Here is a 15,520-nt window from a genome sequence, read left to right as displayed (position 1 = left end):
GTCGTGCCGAGAACGGCAGGCTCCAGCCCGCCGGAATGGGCATAGCCACCGGCTGGCAAACGTCCGTCTGCCAGCAACAAAAGTGCCGCCTGCCTGTTCATCCCTCGGGTTTCCATTCAGAACAGGAAGTAGCGCTGCGCCATCGGCACTTCATCCGCAGGTTCGTGATCGGCATTCTCGCCGTCGATCTTTACTGAACAAGCATCGGGATCAACCTCGATCTTTGGCAGCGCGGTGTTTTCCGGCATGTCCTCCTTGCCGCGGCCCCGGGTGTTTTCAATGGCGATGAACTTGCGGTTCGTGTTGATCCGGTCCGGCAAGCCGTCGTCGATTGCCGCCTGAGAAACAAAGGCCAGCGAGGTCGCGCCGGAGGCGGGCGAATGGACGTTGAAACCCGTCCGCTCCATCACCGGCTGCGGCGTCGGGATGGATGCGTTGGGATCACCCAGCGCGGCCGTGGCCACCATCCCGCCGGTGAACACCGTATGCGGGCGCACACCGAACAGCGCCGGTTGCCACATCACGATATCCGCCTTCTTGCCCACTTCGATCGAGCCGATCTCGCCCTCCATCCCATGAGCGACGGCGGGGCAGATCGTGTATTTCGCCACATAGCGCCGCGCGCGGTGGTTGTCGGCGCGGTCGTCACCGGGAAGCGATCCGCGCAGTTTCTTCATCTGGTGCGCGGTCTGCCAACTCCGCATCACCGTCTCGCCGATCCGTCCCATTGCCTGCGCGTCCGAGGACATGATCGAAATCGCGCCCATGTCCTGCAGGATATCCTCGGCGGCGATGGTGCCTGCGCGCACGCGGCTTTCGGCAAAGGCCAGATCGTTGGGCACCTGCGGGTTCAGGTGGTTGGCGACCATGACCATGTCCAGATGCTCGGTCACCGTACTGCGTGTGAAGGGCCGCGTCGGGTTGGTCGAGGCGGGCAGCACGTTGCGTTCGCCCGCGACGGAGATGATGTCGGGGGCATGCCCGCGCCCTCGGTATGGAAGGCGTGGAATGCGCGGCCCGCGCACCGTCAGCCTTGCCTGCATTGTCCGCGGCAAGCTGCGCAAAAGGGTTAAGCTCGTTGGTCACCGGATCGGCTCCATCACTGTGACAAGCTTGGTGCCGTCGGGAAATGTCGCCTCGACCTGAATCTGCGCGATCATTTCGGGCACGCCCTCCATCACATCATCGCGGCTCAGGACGTTGCGCCCGGATTCCATCAGATCGGTCACTGTTTCGCCGTCGCGTGCGCCCTCCAGCAGATAGGAGGTGAGCAGCGCCGTCGCTTCCGGCAGGTTGAGCTTCAGCCCCCGCCCCTTGCGCTCCAGCGCCAGCTTGCCGGCGGTATAGACCATAGATAAGCCGTTGCTGCTCATGCATGCTAAGTAACATCAAGGCCCTCCGAGTTTCTCATCCGCAGTCTGAATATGTTCGCTCAAGAACTGCCTGTGTCACCCGGAAATTATGCGCCGGTATTTCCTGCACAACAGTTGCCAAAAATCAATTGGTGCCCGAAAGGTCACACCCTTGGACTGCAGGCTTGAAACCGGTCTCGGCGGTGGCCATATCGAAGGTATGATGATGTTCAGCTTTCATAGAAGGTTTCTGCAGGGCGCAGGAAGTCTACTGAACCGCCGGTAACCCCGGGCGGACAGGCCGCAGCGCCGGTTCACGCCTCGGGGGGGTTTCCGATCCATCTGGATCACATGAACACAGAGATGACGCATGGCAGCGTTGCGGAACAAGCACGTCCGGCACGCGATCACGGTCATCGTTACTGCAACAGTCGTCTATGAACTGGAGAAAAAATGTCCGTCTACATTACCCGCGAAATGCTTCACCACACCGCTCACGAAAACAAGCGCGATGATACCGTCGGCCTCATCGGGCAATTGGGTCGATCCCTCGCGCGCTGGTGGCAACGACGCCGCGCGATCGCCCAACTCGAAGCGATGGACGATGCGCTTTTGCGGGATATGGGCATCTACCGGTCCGATATCCGGCGTGTCGTGAATGGTTTCAGTGATCGCGACCTCGGGTTGACCCGCTCCGCGCGGGTCTCGGAAAAGGTTGATCGGCGGGGTCCGGCCGACGATCAGCGCAACCGAGGCGCTATTGCCGCATAGGGTGAAATCCCTTTCAACGGTCGGCAGGTTCCGATCCCGAACGGTGCCGACGTTTCGGTCCATATTTTGCGCAGCACAAGTCAATTGCCAGAAAGAGGAGACATCGATGACAATCTCTACGAAGAAGAACCAAACCAACGAAAACACTGAATCCGGCATTTCGAACGTCGGGTCCGTGGCAGAAGCGCTGAGCGAGGTCTTGGCGGCCACATATCGCCTCGTCCTGAAGTCGCACATCTACCACTGGAACGTGACGGGCCCCCTATTCGTCTCGATTCACGACATGACGGAAGAGCATTACACCGACATGTTTACAGCCGCTGACGTGCTGGCCGAACGTATCAGAGCCTTGGGCAAACCCGCTCTCATCAGCCCGGCAGATCTGGCCGCAGGACCGGATGCACAGGATCCGGATGCAAGCCTCAGCGCCCAGGACATGGTCAATGATTTGTTGTCCGACCACGAAAAACTGGCGGCACGCATGCGTGCGCTGGTCGGGACCGCCGAGGCCGCCGACGACCCGGTGACGGCGGATCTGGCCACGGCACGCGCTGATTTTCACGAGAAAAGCGCCTGGATGTTGCGCGCCATTGCAGCGTAAACATATCCGTTCCACGCGTTCCGCTTTCTATCAGCCCCGGCATCAGCCGGGGCTTTTGCGTTTGCAGGTTATCGGCAGCCTTGATTTCGACTATATGAATTCGGACGTCCCTCGGGCTTTGGTAAAATCAATACGGATCAATAATAAGGCCCAGAACATGCGCGAAACCATCCGCCTCATAAGATCCCTGCTCGGCGGGGCTGCGGCCTTTACGGCTGGCAACAGCCTGCTCGGTGTGGTGCTTCCGTTGCGCATGGAGCAGGCGGGCTACCCCGTGGCGCTGACCGGTGCGATCATGGCGTCGTACTATCTGGGGCTGGCCCTTGGCGGGTTCAAAGCGAAACACGTGATCCTGCGGATCGGACATATCCGCGCATTTTCGGCCTTTGCCGCGCTGACGGCGGCGATCTGTCTGGCCTATGACGCCTTCTTTTCTCCAGCGGCATGGGTGATCCTGCGGGTGATCAACGGATTTTGCATCGCCGGGATGACAACCTCGATCGAAAGCTGGATGAACGAACGCAGCTGCAACGAGACCCGCGGTCGCGTTCTTGGCTTCTACATGCTGGCCTTCTATATTGCGGTTGCATTGGGTCAGACATTGGTAAACGTCGCACCCGTCGGCGGCAGCGATCATCTCATGCTGGCCTCGGCGCTGATCGGGCTGTCGCTCATCCCCATCGCGATGACACGTCTGGGGGAGCCGGATCTTCAAGAAATTCAAATTCTGGGCGTAAGAGAAATTTACGTTGCCTCGAAGGTGGGCGTGATCGGCGCAGGCGTCGGCGGGATACTGATCGGTTCCTTCTATGCGCTGGCTGTCGTCTTTGCCCGCCAGATCGGCCTCAGCGTGTCCGAAGCCGCGATGTTCATGAGCGTCGTGGTTCTGGGCGGGCTTGCCTTTCAGGTGCCTGTCGGAATGCTGGCGGACAGGTTTGACCGGCGCATCGTGATGGCGGCCATGCTGATCGCGGTCGGGGCATCCTGGGGGCTGTTGTCACTTTCCATAGCGAACGGTATCCCGATTGTCCTGCTCTTCATTATGGCGCTGGCCTTCGGCGGCGCGATCAGCAGCGTCTATCCACTCTGCGTCGCGCAGACCTTCGACTGTCTGGACCGAAGGTATTATGTGGCCGCGTCGGGCCGTCTGCTCATGGTCTATTCCATCGGCGCGACCATCGGCCCGCTGCTGACTTCGGCGCTGATGGCAGCATTCGGGCCGTCATCGTTCTTTGTGTTCGAATCCTTGATCGCGATAGCCTACGCGATCTTCGTCCTATCGAGCCTCCGGTCGGTCCCGCAACTGCCCGAGCCGGAGCGCGAGAAATTCGTCCCGCTTCCCGACACCTCGCCAACCGCACTGGCGCTTGATCCGCGCGCCGAGCCGGAACCGGAAGACCCCACATCCGAGCCGAACGCGCCAGGCTGAGGGGGATCACCGGTTCCACCCGGAAGCTGGAAGCATGTCAGGGCCTTTCGGAAATTGTGGTCGCCGCGCTGTGGCGGGAAGTATCGCAGCCGTTCAGAAAACCGGTATCGCAAAATGCGATCAGACGCGCTGTGTCTTGCGTTGTCCAGTTCTCCGGATTCGTCACTGCGACCCAGGGCCCGATATAATCGGCGGCGTAACAGGCATGCCCGTGCCTTCCGGTGCGGTATTGGCCAGCAGCATGTCGACCAGAAGCTGCAATTGCGTGACCAGCCGACCGTCGCCAAGCACCGGCGCGACATAGGGGCTGCCCGGATTGCGTGATGCGACCACGTTCTGCCACCGGACGGAGGGGAACGGCGGCTCGGCCTGATCAAGACCCGAGCGCGTTTCCAGAACCAGGGCGAGCGGTGATTGCAGATAGGAATACTGCACCGCAACCGTCGCGATATCGCCGCCATGCATGTATTCAACCGGATCCATCGCGCCCGGGTCCATCCATCCGGTGCCGGTGGGCATGGCGACGATCAGCACCTCACGGTCGAACCCGCCCTGCCGGATCAACTCGGCCAGCGCGATGATCACGCGGTTCATCACGCCGTCACGCGCCAGAAAGATCAACGCAAGCGCCGTCAGGATGAAACCGGCGACATTGGCCGTGCGCGCCGGCATGTAGCGATACAGACGAAACCGCACCCGATCAGGTATCCCACGCCCATGACAATCCCGCCAAGGACACCCTGAACCAGCCAGTCGCGCGGAATGAGCGACGGCGTCAGCGATGCCGCGAGAGCCAGACACGCGAGATAAAGGGGCAAGACATATAAACCGGTTCGGTTCGAGGGGCGCATGTGTCTGTCTTGAGAAAGCGCAACCGCAAGTCAAGCGGGAAGAAAGCAGGCGATACCGCGTCGCGCATATCGCCTGCATCGACCCTATATTCGGGTGAGTTATTTTGCCAAAGCCGCGTGGTCAGCGCGTCTTTCGGAACAGGTCCAGTTCGATATCAAAGCTCGGCTCGGGCCGCTTGAACAGATATTCACCGTTGCGGATCGAGGCCAGCACATCGGCGCGTGTGCGCACCGCCTCGAACGGGCTGTCAGCGTCAAGCACAAGGAAGTTGGCCGGTTTGCCTTCTTCGATCCCGTATTGGTCGTCGACATTCAACGTCTTGGCACCGTTGTAGGTGATCAGGTCCAGCACGCGGTCCAGATCCTCGAAGGACATGGTTTGTGCCAGATGGATGCCGTTGTCGAGGATGTTCATCAGGTTGCCGTTGCCCACCGGATACCACGGGTCGTTGATCGAATCCTGCCCGAAACAGACGTTGATGCCGCTGTCGAAAAACTCTTTCACGCGGGTCAGGCCGCGACGCTTGGGATAGCTGTCCTGTCGTCCCTGAAGATAGGCGTTTTCGGTCGGCAGGGAAATAAAGTTCATCCCCGATTTTTCAAACAGACCCATCATGCGGAAGGCATAGGCGTTGTCGGCAGACCCGAACGAACAGGTATGGCTGGCGGCGGTGCGGGTGCCGATCCCTTCGCTCATCACCAGCGCGTTGAGCAATTCGACGAAGCGGCTCATCACGTCGTCGGTCTCGTCGCAATGCACGTCGATCAGCTTGTCGTATTTGGTGGCAAGCTCCACCGTGCGGTGGATGGATTTCTCGCCGATCTCGCGCGCCCACTCAAAGTGCGGGATGGACCCGACGCAATCGGCGCCCATCTTCAGCGCTTCCTCGACCATCTCGTCGCCGCCCTTGTAGGCATACATCCCCTCCTGCGGAAAGGCGACGATCTGGATGGTGACGTTGTCGGCCAGTTCCTCGCGCAGCTCCAGCATCGCCTTGAGGCCGGTCAGATCAGGGTCGTCCACATCCACATGGGTGCGGATGAACTGCACGCCCTTGGACACTTCCTCGCGGATACCTTTCAGGGCGCGTTCGCGGGCGTCTTCCTTGGTCTGGGATTTCTTCACATCGTGCCAGCGGGCGATCCCCTCGAACAGGGTGCCGCTGGTGTTGGTGGCCTCGTCGCCACTGCCAGTAAAGACATAATCCAGATGCAGGTGCGCATCGACATAGGGCGGGACGACCAGCCGGCCCTTGAGGTCGACCACCTCGTCCGTGTCGGGCAGGTTGGTGCCGATCTGCTTGATCTTGCCCTTCTCGACCAGAATCTCGCTGGGGCCGTTCTGGCCCCTGTAAATGCGGGCATTGGTGAACTTTTTCATGGTTTTTCTCCTTTTCGGTTTCAAACCGCGCTCAGGCCGAGCGCAAGGTACGTTTGGACATGCTCGCCACGATGGTGGCGAGGATAAAGCAGCCAAGCGACAGGTAGACGACGCCCCTGACATCGAAAGAGCCAAGGAACCCTTCCAGCAACAGGCCGCCGATGAAAGTCGCGATCATGATCGAGAAGTTGAACACGCTCGATTGCACCGATGTCGCCACATCCTTGGCCTCATCGATCTGGCGGCTGACAGCGGTTTGATACATCGTGACCAGCGGGCCGAATGCCAGACCCCACAGAAAGAACCCGATGACCGAGACGATCAGACTGCCGGGGAACGTCAGGAACAGCACCATCGCGATACCGCCCGTCGTCAGCGCCGTGATGATCAGCGGTTGCAGGTAGGCGTCGATGAACCGCGCCGACAGGATCACCGAGGCGACCGAGCCGATGCCAAAGATCAGCAGGGCAAATCCGATGCCGCCCACGAGGTCAAGCATCTGCACCAGCAGCGTGATGTAGGTATAGATTCCGTAATGCGCCACGACCGACAGAAATGTCAGCAGCAGCACGATCAGGATGGCGGGCATCCTTATGATTGCCAATGGCGAGTTGGTCTTGCTCATCCGCTCGCCCTTCACGGACGGGATGTAGAAATAGGCCAGAACCGCGATGGCCACGACGATCAGGCCAAGCACTGCAAAGGCAGCACGCCAGTCGAAGGTGACGCCGATCATCGTCATTACCGGCAACCCGATGCTGATGCCCAGCGTGTTACCAGACATGATGACGGTGATCGCACGCCCATGCATGTGTTCGGGCACAAGCCGCGTTCCATAAGCGGCGATCATCGGCCACATCACACCCGCGCAGAGGCCGCCGAGAACACGGAACGCGACCATGATCTGATAGGACGACGTCACCGCGACAACGAAGTTTGAAACCGCAAACCCCGCCAGCAGAAGCAGCAGCAGCAACTTGCGGTTCATGGTCAATGTGACGCTGACCAGCGGAATCGCGAAAATGGCGGAGGCCAGCGCGTAGACACCCACCAGAAACCCCACATCGCCCTCGTCAATGCCAAGGTCGGCGGCCATCTGCGGCAGGATCCCCGATGGCACCAGTTCCGACAGGATGCCGACAAAAGTGACGCTGGACATCAGGCCAAGGACGAACCACGAAAAGGTTTGCTTGGCGCCTGCACCATCGGTTCTGGTCACTGGGTTTACCTCCTCCCGGGCGACATCCTCGTCGCCAATTGCACGCAAGGACGCGCCCGCCCCCCGGCCGCTTGGCCGGGATTCGTTGCGCACATCCTATTCTTGTCTTCCTGCCAAAATTGGCCCCTTGCCGCACTCGCCACATTAACCCAGATCAATGACTTATAAAAATAGTAGGACATACTACATGTGAACAGAAGGGAGGGCGTGTCTTTTCCGACCGTACCCACCCGATTTCAGGCATTTCCGCCCACACAACACAGGAGCATGACCCATGAAAGCCGCACGCTGGCACGCCGCCAAAGACATCCGCGTCGAAGAGATCGACGAGCCGCAAGTTACCCCCGGAGATGTCAAGATCAAGGTCGCCTGGACCGGCATCTGCGGCAGCGACCTGCATGAATATCTGGCCGGTCCGATTTTCGTTCCCGTCGGCGAAAACCACCCGCTCAGCCACGACAAGGCGCCGATCACGATGGGGCATGAGTATGCCGGAGAGATCACCGAACTGGGCGAAGGCGTCGAAGGGTTTGAGATCGGCGACCGGGTTGCGGTCGAACCGATATACAGCTGCGGTGAATGCGATGCCTGCGTCGAGGGCAAATACAACCTGTGCAAGGATCTGGGCTTTGTCGGGCTGTCCGGTGGCGCGGGCGGGTTTGCCGCCTATTCCGTGGTGCCTGCGCATATGGTCCACAAGATGCCCGAAGGGCTGTCGATGGAGCAGGGTGCGCTGGTCGAGCCTGCCGCCGTGGCGCTTCATGCGGTGCGGATGAGCAAGATCAAGGCGGGTGACACAGCCGCCGTGTTCGGCGCCGGTCCCATCGGCCTGTTGGTGGTCGAGGCGCTGCGCGCGGCCGGTGCCGCAAAGGTCTATGTCGTCGAGCCGTCAGAGGAACGTCGCGCCAAGGCGATGGAACTGGGCGCGACCCGCGCGATGGACCCGACCGACACCGATGTCGTCGCCGAAATCCGCGATGCGACCGGCAGCGGCGTCGATGTCGCCTTCGAGGTGACGGGCGTACCGGCGGTTCTGGCGCAGACGATTGACTGCACCCGCCACGAAGGTCAGGCGCTGGTCGTGTCGATCTGGGAAACCGAGGCATCTTTCCAGCCCAACACAGTCGTGTTGAGCGAACGCACGATCAAGGGCACCATCGGCTATCGCAACATCTATCCGGCGGTGATGGAGCTGATGACGCGCGGCTATTTTCAGGCCGACACCCTTGTGACCAAACGGATCGAGATTGACGATATCGTCGCCGAGGGCTTTGATACGCTGACCGCTGAGAAAAGCCAGGTCAAGATTCTCGTCAAGGCGCCGGCCTGACGCCTTCTGAACGGAGCTTGTGAAGCCGGAGAGCCTGACCCGCTGGTCAGGTTCTTTTAACGCTGAATGACGTTAGGAGACATAACATGAATGAACTTGAACACGACTACAAAGATATATTGCTGGCCGATCACGATGGCCCCTGTATTTCGCTTTACCAACCGACGCACCGCACCTTTCCGGATCGCAAGCAGGATCCAATCCGCTTTGGCAATCTGCTGAAAGAAGTAAAGACATCGCTGGAGCGTCAATACGGCGACCGCGATATCGACGCGCTGCTGCGACCCTTCCACGCGCTGGAAGACGACGCGCAATTCTGGAACCACACGCTTGACGGGATCGCCGTTTTCGCGACGCCTGCGATGTTCAAGGTTTACAACCTGCGACGCACGGTCAAGGAAAAGACCATCGTTGCCAGCAGTTTCCACACCAAGCCGCTGGTGCGCATCCTGCAATCGGCGGATCGCTTCAACGTCTTGGGTATCAGCCGCCATTCGGCAACCCTGTTCGAGGGCAATCGCTATGCGCTGGACGAGGTGACGCTGAACGCCGATTTTCCGGCGGAACTGGAGGATGTGATCCTCGCCGACCAGGACGACCCCGAGCGCACGAAGCGCGCGCATGGGCGTGACGGATCGGGACACACGACCCGCCACGGCATGAACGTGCGCCGCGAGTTAACCGAGAACGAAACGCGCCAGTTTTTCCGCGCCGTGGACGAGGCAGTGGCCAAGACCTATTCCAAGCCGTCAAGCATGCCACTTGTGCTGGCCGCATTGTCCGAACATCACCACATGTTTCGTGACGTCAGTGACAATCCGGCCCTGCTGGAACAGGCCGTGGACGTGGACCCCGCGTCAGTCACCGCCGAGGATCTGCGCGCGCGTGCGTGGGATATCGTGCTTCCTCGCTACCTTGAGCGTCTGGACGGACTGGTTGAACAGTTCGGCACGGCACAAGCAAACGACCGTGGCAGCGCGGATCTGACCGAGATCGGCAAGGCCGTTTCCGCTGGCCGCATCGCCACCCTGCTGATTGACGCCGATCGGGTCGTGCCGGGGCGCTTCGATCCTGAAACCGGTCACATCACCTTCGCCCGCCTTGAAGACCCGGATGTCGATGACCTGCTCGACGATCTGGGGGAGCATACGCTGCGGTCCGGTGGCGAGGTCGTCATCGTTCCGCCCGAGCGGATGCCCTCCGAAACCGGCATCGCCGCGATTTTCAGGTTCTAGAGAAAATGACGGTCACCCTGTCGTTTCAGGCAAAGCCGGGGTGGCCGCCTTTTATCCAGTTGTTATTCCAGTTGCACCACACACATGATTTGGCCATTCTCATCAGCAGGTGATTGGAACGCGGAGCAGCCGCTTGAATTCGCCTCCGCAGACAAATGACGAGGAGCGATCAATAAACGGATTTTTACCGCCGCAGCACTGGCGATGTCGGCTACCCCCGCACTTGCGCATCTGAACCCCCGCTGAGCACGGGTCATTTGCCGCCGGCCTGTCGCATCCGGTTTTCGGCCTCGATCATATTCTTGCAATGGTTGCAGTCGGTCTGTGGGCCGCGGTTCTTGGCGGGCGTGCGATCTGGGCTCTCCCCTTGTCCTTCGTTGGCGTGATGATGGTCGGGTTTATGTCGGCCGTCGCCGGTCTGGCGCTTCCGTTTGTCGAACCCATGATCCTCGTCTCGGTTCTCGCGCTCGGTCTCGCGGTGGCGCTTTCGCTGCGGTTGCCGGTGTCCGCTGCTGCTGGCATCGTGGGGGTGTTTGCCCTGTTTCACGGTCATGCCCATGGCGATGAACTTGGGTCGGCGGGTGCGCTTGCCTTCGGTGCAGGCTTCGCGGTTTCCACGGCGCTCCTTCATGCGGTCGGTGTCGGTCTTGCACTTGCAGCGGGCCGCATTACTGCCAGTTCAAAGGTTCTTCAGGGTTTGGGATGGGCCACAGCGCTTGGCGGTCTTTGGGTGATCGTCGCCGGCTGAACCTTCCTGCCTGCCGTTCGCTGTTGGCCTGTGCCACGGCGCCGGCGGTCAGGCACCCATCCATGCGTTGGTGATCCAGTCGCGCAGGTCATCATCGTCGAGCGACGCCACGAACCTTGCATCGGCAGGATCTTCGAGGTGATAGAAAAAGACGATGCGTTCGTCAGCGGTATACACCGCCCTCACATATTCCCCGTCTTCGGATCCCGCACCGCCAACTGCGGGACTGAACCCCATATCTCTCAGAACTGAGAATAGCCGTTCCAACTGCGCCTCGTAGGCGGGGGAAAACCTCTCCCAGATTTCGACAGGTTCGGGGCCGGACAGACCCCAGGCCCAGGCTTCGTTATCTCTGCGTCGTGGAAATGTGATCTGATCCAAGCTGTCGCGCGCCTTTTTGCCACGCCCTGTCGCAGAGGACGTTGAAATTCGATGCGACGATAGGGCCAGTTTCGACGGTTTGCAAAACGAGCATGCACCAGGATACCAAAATGATACCAAAGCGCCAGATACGCCAAAAGCACCCCTGCGCCGATTGACCTGCCCCGGGATTTTCCCTCCATTTGGAATTAGAGTCCGACACAGCTTTGGACGGACCATGAAGCGAACGAGATACAGCGAAGAACAGATCATCGGCATTCTGACTGAGCATGAGGCCGGCGCGAAGTGTGCTGACCTGTGCCGCAAGCACGGCATTTCGGAAGGCACCTTTTATGCTTGGAAGTCGAAGTTTGACGGGATGACGGTGTCGGACGCCAAACGGCTCAAGATGAGGTGCCCCTAGCTGCCCAGGCTGAGACGAGACTGTTATTTGATATGTGCCAGCGTCACCAGATCAGACCGCTGTCTGCGGTTGGCTGGCCGACTGCGGAACGCACGCAAACCGCGCATGCTGACATCCATAACCTGACACAGGCGCGCTGCCGGAAACGCATCCCGCTGTTCTTCCACGAACCTAAACCTCACGGCTTTTGGCTCGCGAAGAACTGCGGTGCTTTTTTAGGATGTCCCGCTCCTCCTTGAGAATGCGGTTCTCACGCCGAAGCCGGTCATTCTCTTGAGCAAGGCTCAAATCTTCTTTCGACACCACGTCTGTGTCTCTGTGCGCGGTGATCCATTTGTTCAGCGTCGACATACCGACGCCAAGATCATCCGCCACCTGCTTACGAGTTAGCCCGCTGGTTAACGCAATCCGCACCGCATCTTGCCGGAATTCGTCCGTCCGTTTCAGTCCCATAGTCAGTCTCCTTTGTTGCAGTAAATGCCATCAAAGGAGCGGCATCAAACCACGACAGGTCCAACTTGCATCAATCGCCATGCGCTGGCCGCTGACGAGACCTTCCTCAATGCAGCGAGCAACGGTCGTCTCGAACAGATGACGCAGCAGCTCGCTCTCGCGGAATCGGCCAAGACGGTTCTTGGAGAACGTGGAATGGTCGGGAATGCGGTCGTTCAGATCGAGACGGCAGAACCACCTGTAAGCCAGGTTCAGATGCACTTCCTCGCAGAGCCGCCGCTCAGAGCGGATGCCGAAGCAGTAGACCACCAGCAGCATGCGGATCAAAAGTTCTGGATCGACCGACGGACGGCCCGTGTGGCTGTAAAACTCCGCCAGAAAGGCGCGAATGCTGCCCAGATCGGCGAACCGATCAATCGAGCGAAGCAAATGATCTTGAGGCACATGATCCTCGAGTGAGAACTCGTAAAACAGCGCCGCTTGCGCTTCCTGCTTCGGTCCCATCATCGCCAATCCCTCCCTACAGAAGGAATTGAATCAGCGATCTATCATTCGATCAAGGAAGAGTTTTTCAACAAAATAATCCCCGACTCACATAATGCTTTTTTAGAGTCCTAAATGTAGCACCGCCCAAACCGCCAACGCAAAAAGCCACCCGAAGGTGGCCATTAGCGCATTGATATTAAAGGCTTTTGTTGGTTGCGGGAGTAGGATTTGAACCTACGACCTTCAGGTTATGAGCCTGACGAGCTACCGGGCTGCTCCATCCCGCGCCAATGAGGGGTATATAAGCGCGTGCTTTGTGAACCACAAGCGCATTTCGCAAAAAAGCCTTATAAAATGACGGCGCTATTATCTGCGGCGTGACATTGTTGGACTGATTGGATAACCAACTGACAACGCGAAAGGTTATTTCATGGATGGCACACTGGCGGTCTTGTTTCTGCTGACCGGCTTGATCGACATGTGGGTCAATTACTGTCCTGCGGGCTGTGTCAAACCAGCCGCAACCGTCGCACGCCACGTCTTGTCCGCGGGCAAGGTGATATTCGAAGCCGATTCCATCGGGGCCGAGGTCTATTACCGCCACGATCTACCCATAGATTTCGGACCATTCCAGCCTACAATTGGGGCATCTGTGGACAGTTTAGGAGATTTCTGGATCGGGTTTGGTGCCGTGAACACCTTTCATCTTTGGGGCGACCGCGCGTTTGCGCAACTATCTTTTATGCCGGGCCTTTGGATGCGCGGTAGCGGCCCGGTCATGGGTCACCCGGTCGAGTTCCGCTCGGGCATCGACGCAGGGTATGAGGGGCCCAATGGGATGCGATACAGCCTGTCACTGGACCACCGCTCGAACGGAGATATTGCGGCCATCAATCCGGGGCTGGAAACGCTACAGCTTCGGCTCTCTGTCCCCGTTGATTGACCACGACCTGCCACGGGATTTTTCATTTACGATGGCTAGGGGTCCGAACCATCGAAGGGACGGATGATGAAGTGGCAGGTCAATACTGTTAAGCCGCACACAGTTTCTTGTCAGCGTATCAGGGCATATGCTTGGCAAGACGCTGGTGTAGCCGCTGCGCGGATCATACCATCAGGTTCACGCATTGCTGCGGTAATTCGGCCCAAGCTATGTGGTGGCACGAGTTCCAATTCATGACCGCGCCGCCGCAATTCATTAATCGTGGCTTCCGGAAAACGCGCATCTATTACCAAACGTCCGGGCTGTGACGTACGCGGTGCAAAGCTTGATGGCGCGTGCATGTTGTGAAACAGCGGGGCATCAAGAGCTTCTTGCAATCCCATACCATGGTGTAGAATCCGCAAGAAGAAGGGCAGTTGCCATTGATCCTGTTGATCTCCACCCGGTGTGCCGAATGAAAAACGGCGTCCATCACGGTGACGCGCAAAGCTAGGGGTCAGGGTTGTACGTGGCCGCCGACCCGGAACAAGCGAACTGGGCATCCCTGGTGTCAGCCAGAACATCTGCGCGCGCGTCGAAAGTGCGAAGCCCAAGCCAGGAATGGTCGGCGAGCTTTGTAGCCAGCCACCTGACGGCGTTACCGAGATCGTGTTGCCCCATTGGTCGACAACATCCAAATGGCAGGTGTCGCCTTTACCCGATTTTTCCTGTTCGGCAAGATGCGCCATTGTTGGTTCATAGACGGCGCCTTTGCCCAGCAAACCGGAAAGCACTTCAGCGCAAACAGCCAGCTGGCCTTCAAAACCGGCCACGGTGCCCGGACGAAAATCAAAATTGGCTCTGTCACTGATCTGTGCCCAGCGTGCTGCCGCGTAGTCACCAGATAGCAAAGTTCCCATGGGAGCGCCGCCGTCCTGAGGATCGCCATAATACGCTTCGCGGTCCGCTTGGGCGAGCTTCAGAGCTTCCGTAATCACATGAACAAATTCCGGGCCAAGCGGATCCATCGCACCGATATCATACTTTTCCAAAATGCGCAGCGCCTGAAGGAAGGCTGGTCCCTGTCCCCACGGGCCGGTTTTTGAAACCGTCCAACCCTCGTATTCCAGATCCAGCGGCGCTTCGTAGCTTGCCTGCCAACTTGTCAGATCATCGGCGGTCAACACACCACTATGCGCATGGCCACTTTCATCCATCACAGGCCCTTCGGCAATGAAAGCGAGTATCTTTTCAGCGATAAACCCGTTGTAGAAAATGTCACGTGCCGCATCAATCTGACTATCGCGGTCGTCGCTGGCTGCCTCAGCCTCAGCCAACAGTCGTGTCCATGTTTCGGCCAGATCAGGGTTGCGAAACAAGCTCCACGGCTCTGGTGCTTTGCCGTCAGGTAGCCATGTGGAAAACGAAGACGGCCAGTGCTCGCAGAAATAGTCACCCAACCCGGCGATCGTCCGCGAAACACGGGGCAGAATAGGATGCCCGCCTCCGGCATACTCGATTGCAGGTTCGATGACCTCGCGCAGAGTCAGCGTGCCATAATCGCGTAGCATCAGCATCCAGCCATCGAACGCACCGGGCACAACAACCGACAATAAGCCATTGCCGGGTATCAACTCTAGCCCTTCAGCGCGGCAATGCTGGATCGTTGTGGCTTTTGGCACAACACCTTGGGCGCAGACCACACGGGTTCTATCACTTTCCGCATGATGGAAGATTGCAGGGAATTCACCACCCGGGCCATTCAGATGCGGTTCGACCACTTGCAAAACAAAGCCAGCCGCGACAGCTGCATCAAACGCATTTCCGCCTTTATCCAACATCCGCATGCCAGCAGCCGAAGCAAGCCAGTGGGTGGAGGTCACCGCTCCGAACTGCCCGCGCAATTCTGGCCGTGTTGTGAAAATATCAGGCATGCATCACTCCTGTCTTCAAAAATG

General features: G+C 59.0%; 15 protein-coding genes, 1 tRNA gene and 3 pseudogenes. 7 read left to right on the top strand and 12 right to left on the bottom strand.

The features are described 5' to 3' along the window. Positions 1 to 116: 116 nt before the first annotated feature. From MN186_RS10205 to MN186_RS16695, 3 genes are all read right to left on the bottom strand, one after another. Positions 117 to 1,043, bottom strand: coding sequence for an urease subunit alpha (locus MN186_RS10205; RefSeq protein ID WP_242114260.1), 927 nt, complete (start codon positions 1,041 to 1,043; stop codon positions 117 to 119). A 39-nt stretch (positions 1,044 to 1,082) separates the two neighbouring features. Next, positions 1,083 to 1,373 (bottom strand): urease subunit gamma, encoded by a 291-nt coding sequence (locus MN186_RS10200; RefSeq protein ID WP_420838925.1) that lies wholly within the window; start codon positions 1,371 to 1,373, stop codon positions 1,083 to 1,085. Positions 1,374 to 1,787: 414 nt separating this feature from the next. Next, on the bottom strand, positions 1,788 to 2,186 hold the full coding sequence (locus MN186_RS16695) for a hypothetical protein (protein WP_242114259.1): 399 nt from the start codon (positions 2,184 to 2,186) through the stop codon (positions 1,788 to 1,790). Between the two features lie 43 nt (positions 2,187 to 2,229). Between MN186_RS16695 and MN186_RS10190 the strand changes: the two genes are divergently transcribed. Beyond that, entirely contained in the window at positions 2,230 to 2,724 is a 495-nt protein-coding gene (locus tag MN186_RS10190) for a Dps family protein (RefSeq protein ID WP_242114258.1), read from the top strand. Positions 2,725 to 2,881: 157 nt separating this feature from the next. After that, entirely contained in the window at positions 2,882 to 4,153 is a 1,272-nt protein-coding gene (locus MN186_RS10185) for an MFS transporter (protein ID WP_242114257.1), read from the top strand. Between the two features lie 162 nt (positions 4,154 to 4,315). On the opposite strand, the gene MN186_RS10180 is transcribed toward MN186_RS10185, so the two are convergent. The 4 genes from MN186_RS10180 to MN186_RS10165 all read right to left on the bottom strand — a co-directional run bounded on the left by MN186_RS10180 (position 4,316) and on the right by MN186_RS10165 (position 7,604). Continuing rightward, on the bottom strand, positions 4,316 to 4,849 hold the full coding sequence (locus MN186_RS10180; RefSeq protein WP_242114256.1) for an alpha/beta-hydrolase family protein: 534 nt from the start codon (positions 4,847 to 4,849) through the stop codon (positions 4,316 to 4,318). After that, positions 4,786 to 5,004: an alpha/beta-hydrolase N-terminal domain-containing protein gene (locus MN186_RS10175; protein WP_242114255.1), complete on the bottom strand. Its 219-nt coding sequence runs from the start codon at positions 5,002 to 5,004 to the stop codon at positions 4,786 to 4,788. The genes MN186_RS10180 and MN186_RS10175 overlap by 64 nt, the downstream gene beginning before the upstream one ends. Before the next feature lie 121 nt (positions 5,005 to 5,125). Continuing rightward, positions 5,126 to 6,385 (bottom strand): cytosine deaminase, encoded by a 1,260-nt coding sequence (codA, locus tag MN186_RS10170; RefSeq protein ID WP_242114254.1) that lies wholly within the window; start codon positions 6,383 to 6,385, stop codon positions 5,126 to 5,128. 31 nt (positions 6,386 to 6,416) lie between these two features. After that, complete coding sequence (locus MN186_RS10165; protein WP_242114253.1) at positions 6,417 to 7,604, bottom strand: MFS transporter; 1,188 nt, start codon at positions 7,602 to 7,604, stop codon at positions 6,417 to 6,419. Between the two features lie 274 nt (positions 7,605 to 7,878). On the opposite strand from MN186_RS10165, the gene MN186_RS10160 reads away from it, so the two are divergent. The 3 genes from MN186_RS10160 (at position 7,879) to MN186_RS10150 (ending at position 10,917) form a co-directional block, all read left to right on the top strand. Next, positions 7,879 to 8,934, top strand: coding sequence for a 2,3-butanediol dehydrogenase (locus MN186_RS10160; protein ID WP_242114252.1), 1,056 nt, complete (start codon positions 7,879 to 7,881; stop codon positions 8,932 to 8,934). Between the two features lie 86 nt (positions 8,935 to 9,020). After that, positions 9,021 to 10,169 (top strand): baeRF3 domain-containing protein, encoded by a 1,149-nt coding sequence (locus tag MN186_RS10155; RefSeq protein WP_242114251.1) that lies wholly within the window; start codon positions 9,021 to 9,023, stop codon positions 10,167 to 10,169. A 268-nt stretch (positions 10,170 to 10,437) separates the two neighbouring features. After that, positions 10,438 to 10,917: a HupE/UreJ family protein gene (locus tag MN186_RS10150; RefSeq protein WP_338024989.1), complete on the top strand. Its 480-nt coding sequence runs from the start codon at positions 10,438 to 10,440 to the stop codon at positions 10,915 to 10,917. A 48-nt stretch (positions 10,918 to 10,965) separates the two neighbouring features. On the opposite strand, the gene MN186_RS10145 is transcribed toward MN186_RS10150, so the two are convergent. Continuing rightward, positions 10,966 to 11,298: a hypothetical protein gene (locus tag MN186_RS10145; protein WP_242114250.1), complete on the bottom strand. Its 333-nt coding sequence runs from the start codon at positions 11,296 to 11,298 to the stop codon at positions 10,966 to 10,968. 217 nt (positions 11,299 to 11,515) lie between these two features. Between MN186_RS10145 and MN186_RS10140 the strand changes: the two are divergent. Then, a pseudogene (locus MN186_RS10140) lies at positions 11,516 to 11,686 on the top strand (transposase); the annotation flags it as partial. Between the two features lie 41 nt (positions 11,687 to 11,727). On the opposite strand, the pseudogene MN186_RS10135 reads toward MN186_RS10140, so the two are convergent. The 3 genes and pseudogenes from MN186_RS10135 to MN186_RS10125 form a co-directional block, all read right to left on the bottom strand. Further along, positions 11,728 to 12,154: pseudogene (locus tag MN186_RS10135) on the bottom strand (transposase); the annotation flags it as partial. Between the two features lie 63 nt (positions 12,155 to 12,217). Beyond that, positions 12,218 to 12,661: pseudogene (locus MN186_RS10130) on the bottom strand (transposase); the annotation flags it as partial. A gap of 189 nt (positions 12,662 to 12,850) precedes the next feature. Continuing rightward, a tRNA-Met gene (locus MN186_RS10125) sits at positions 12,851 to 12,927 on the bottom strand. A 143-nt stretch (positions 12,928 to 13,070) separates the two neighbouring features. On the opposite strand from MN186_RS10125, the gene MN186_RS10120 reads away from it, so the two are divergent. Beyond that, on the top strand, positions 13,071 to 13,583 hold the full coding sequence (locus tag MN186_RS10120) for an acyloxyacyl hydrolase (RefSeq protein WP_242114249.1): 513 nt from the start codon (positions 13,071 to 13,073) through the stop codon (positions 13,581 to 13,583). A 110-nt stretch (positions 13,584 to 13,693) separates the two neighbouring features. Here MN186_RS10120 and MN186_RS10115 read toward each other — a convergent pair whose 3' ends face one another. Continuing rightward, positions 13,694 to 15,496 (bottom strand): gamma-glutamyltransferase family protein, encoded by a 1,803-nt coding sequence (locus MN186_RS10115; protein ID WP_242114248.1) that lies wholly within the window; start codon positions 15,494 to 15,496, stop codon positions 13,694 to 13,696. Positions 15,497 to 15,520: the final 24 nt, after the last annotated feature.

It is taken from the genome of Aliiroseovarius sediminis, from assembly GCF_022678485.1.
Classification (GTDB): Bacteria; Pseudomonadota; Alphaproteobacteria; order Rhodobacterales; family Rhodobacteraceae; genus Aliiroseovarius; species Aliiroseovarius sediminis.
Note: the sequence above shows the minus strand (reverse complement) of the source record. Positions and strands in the feature narration are given on the sequence as shown.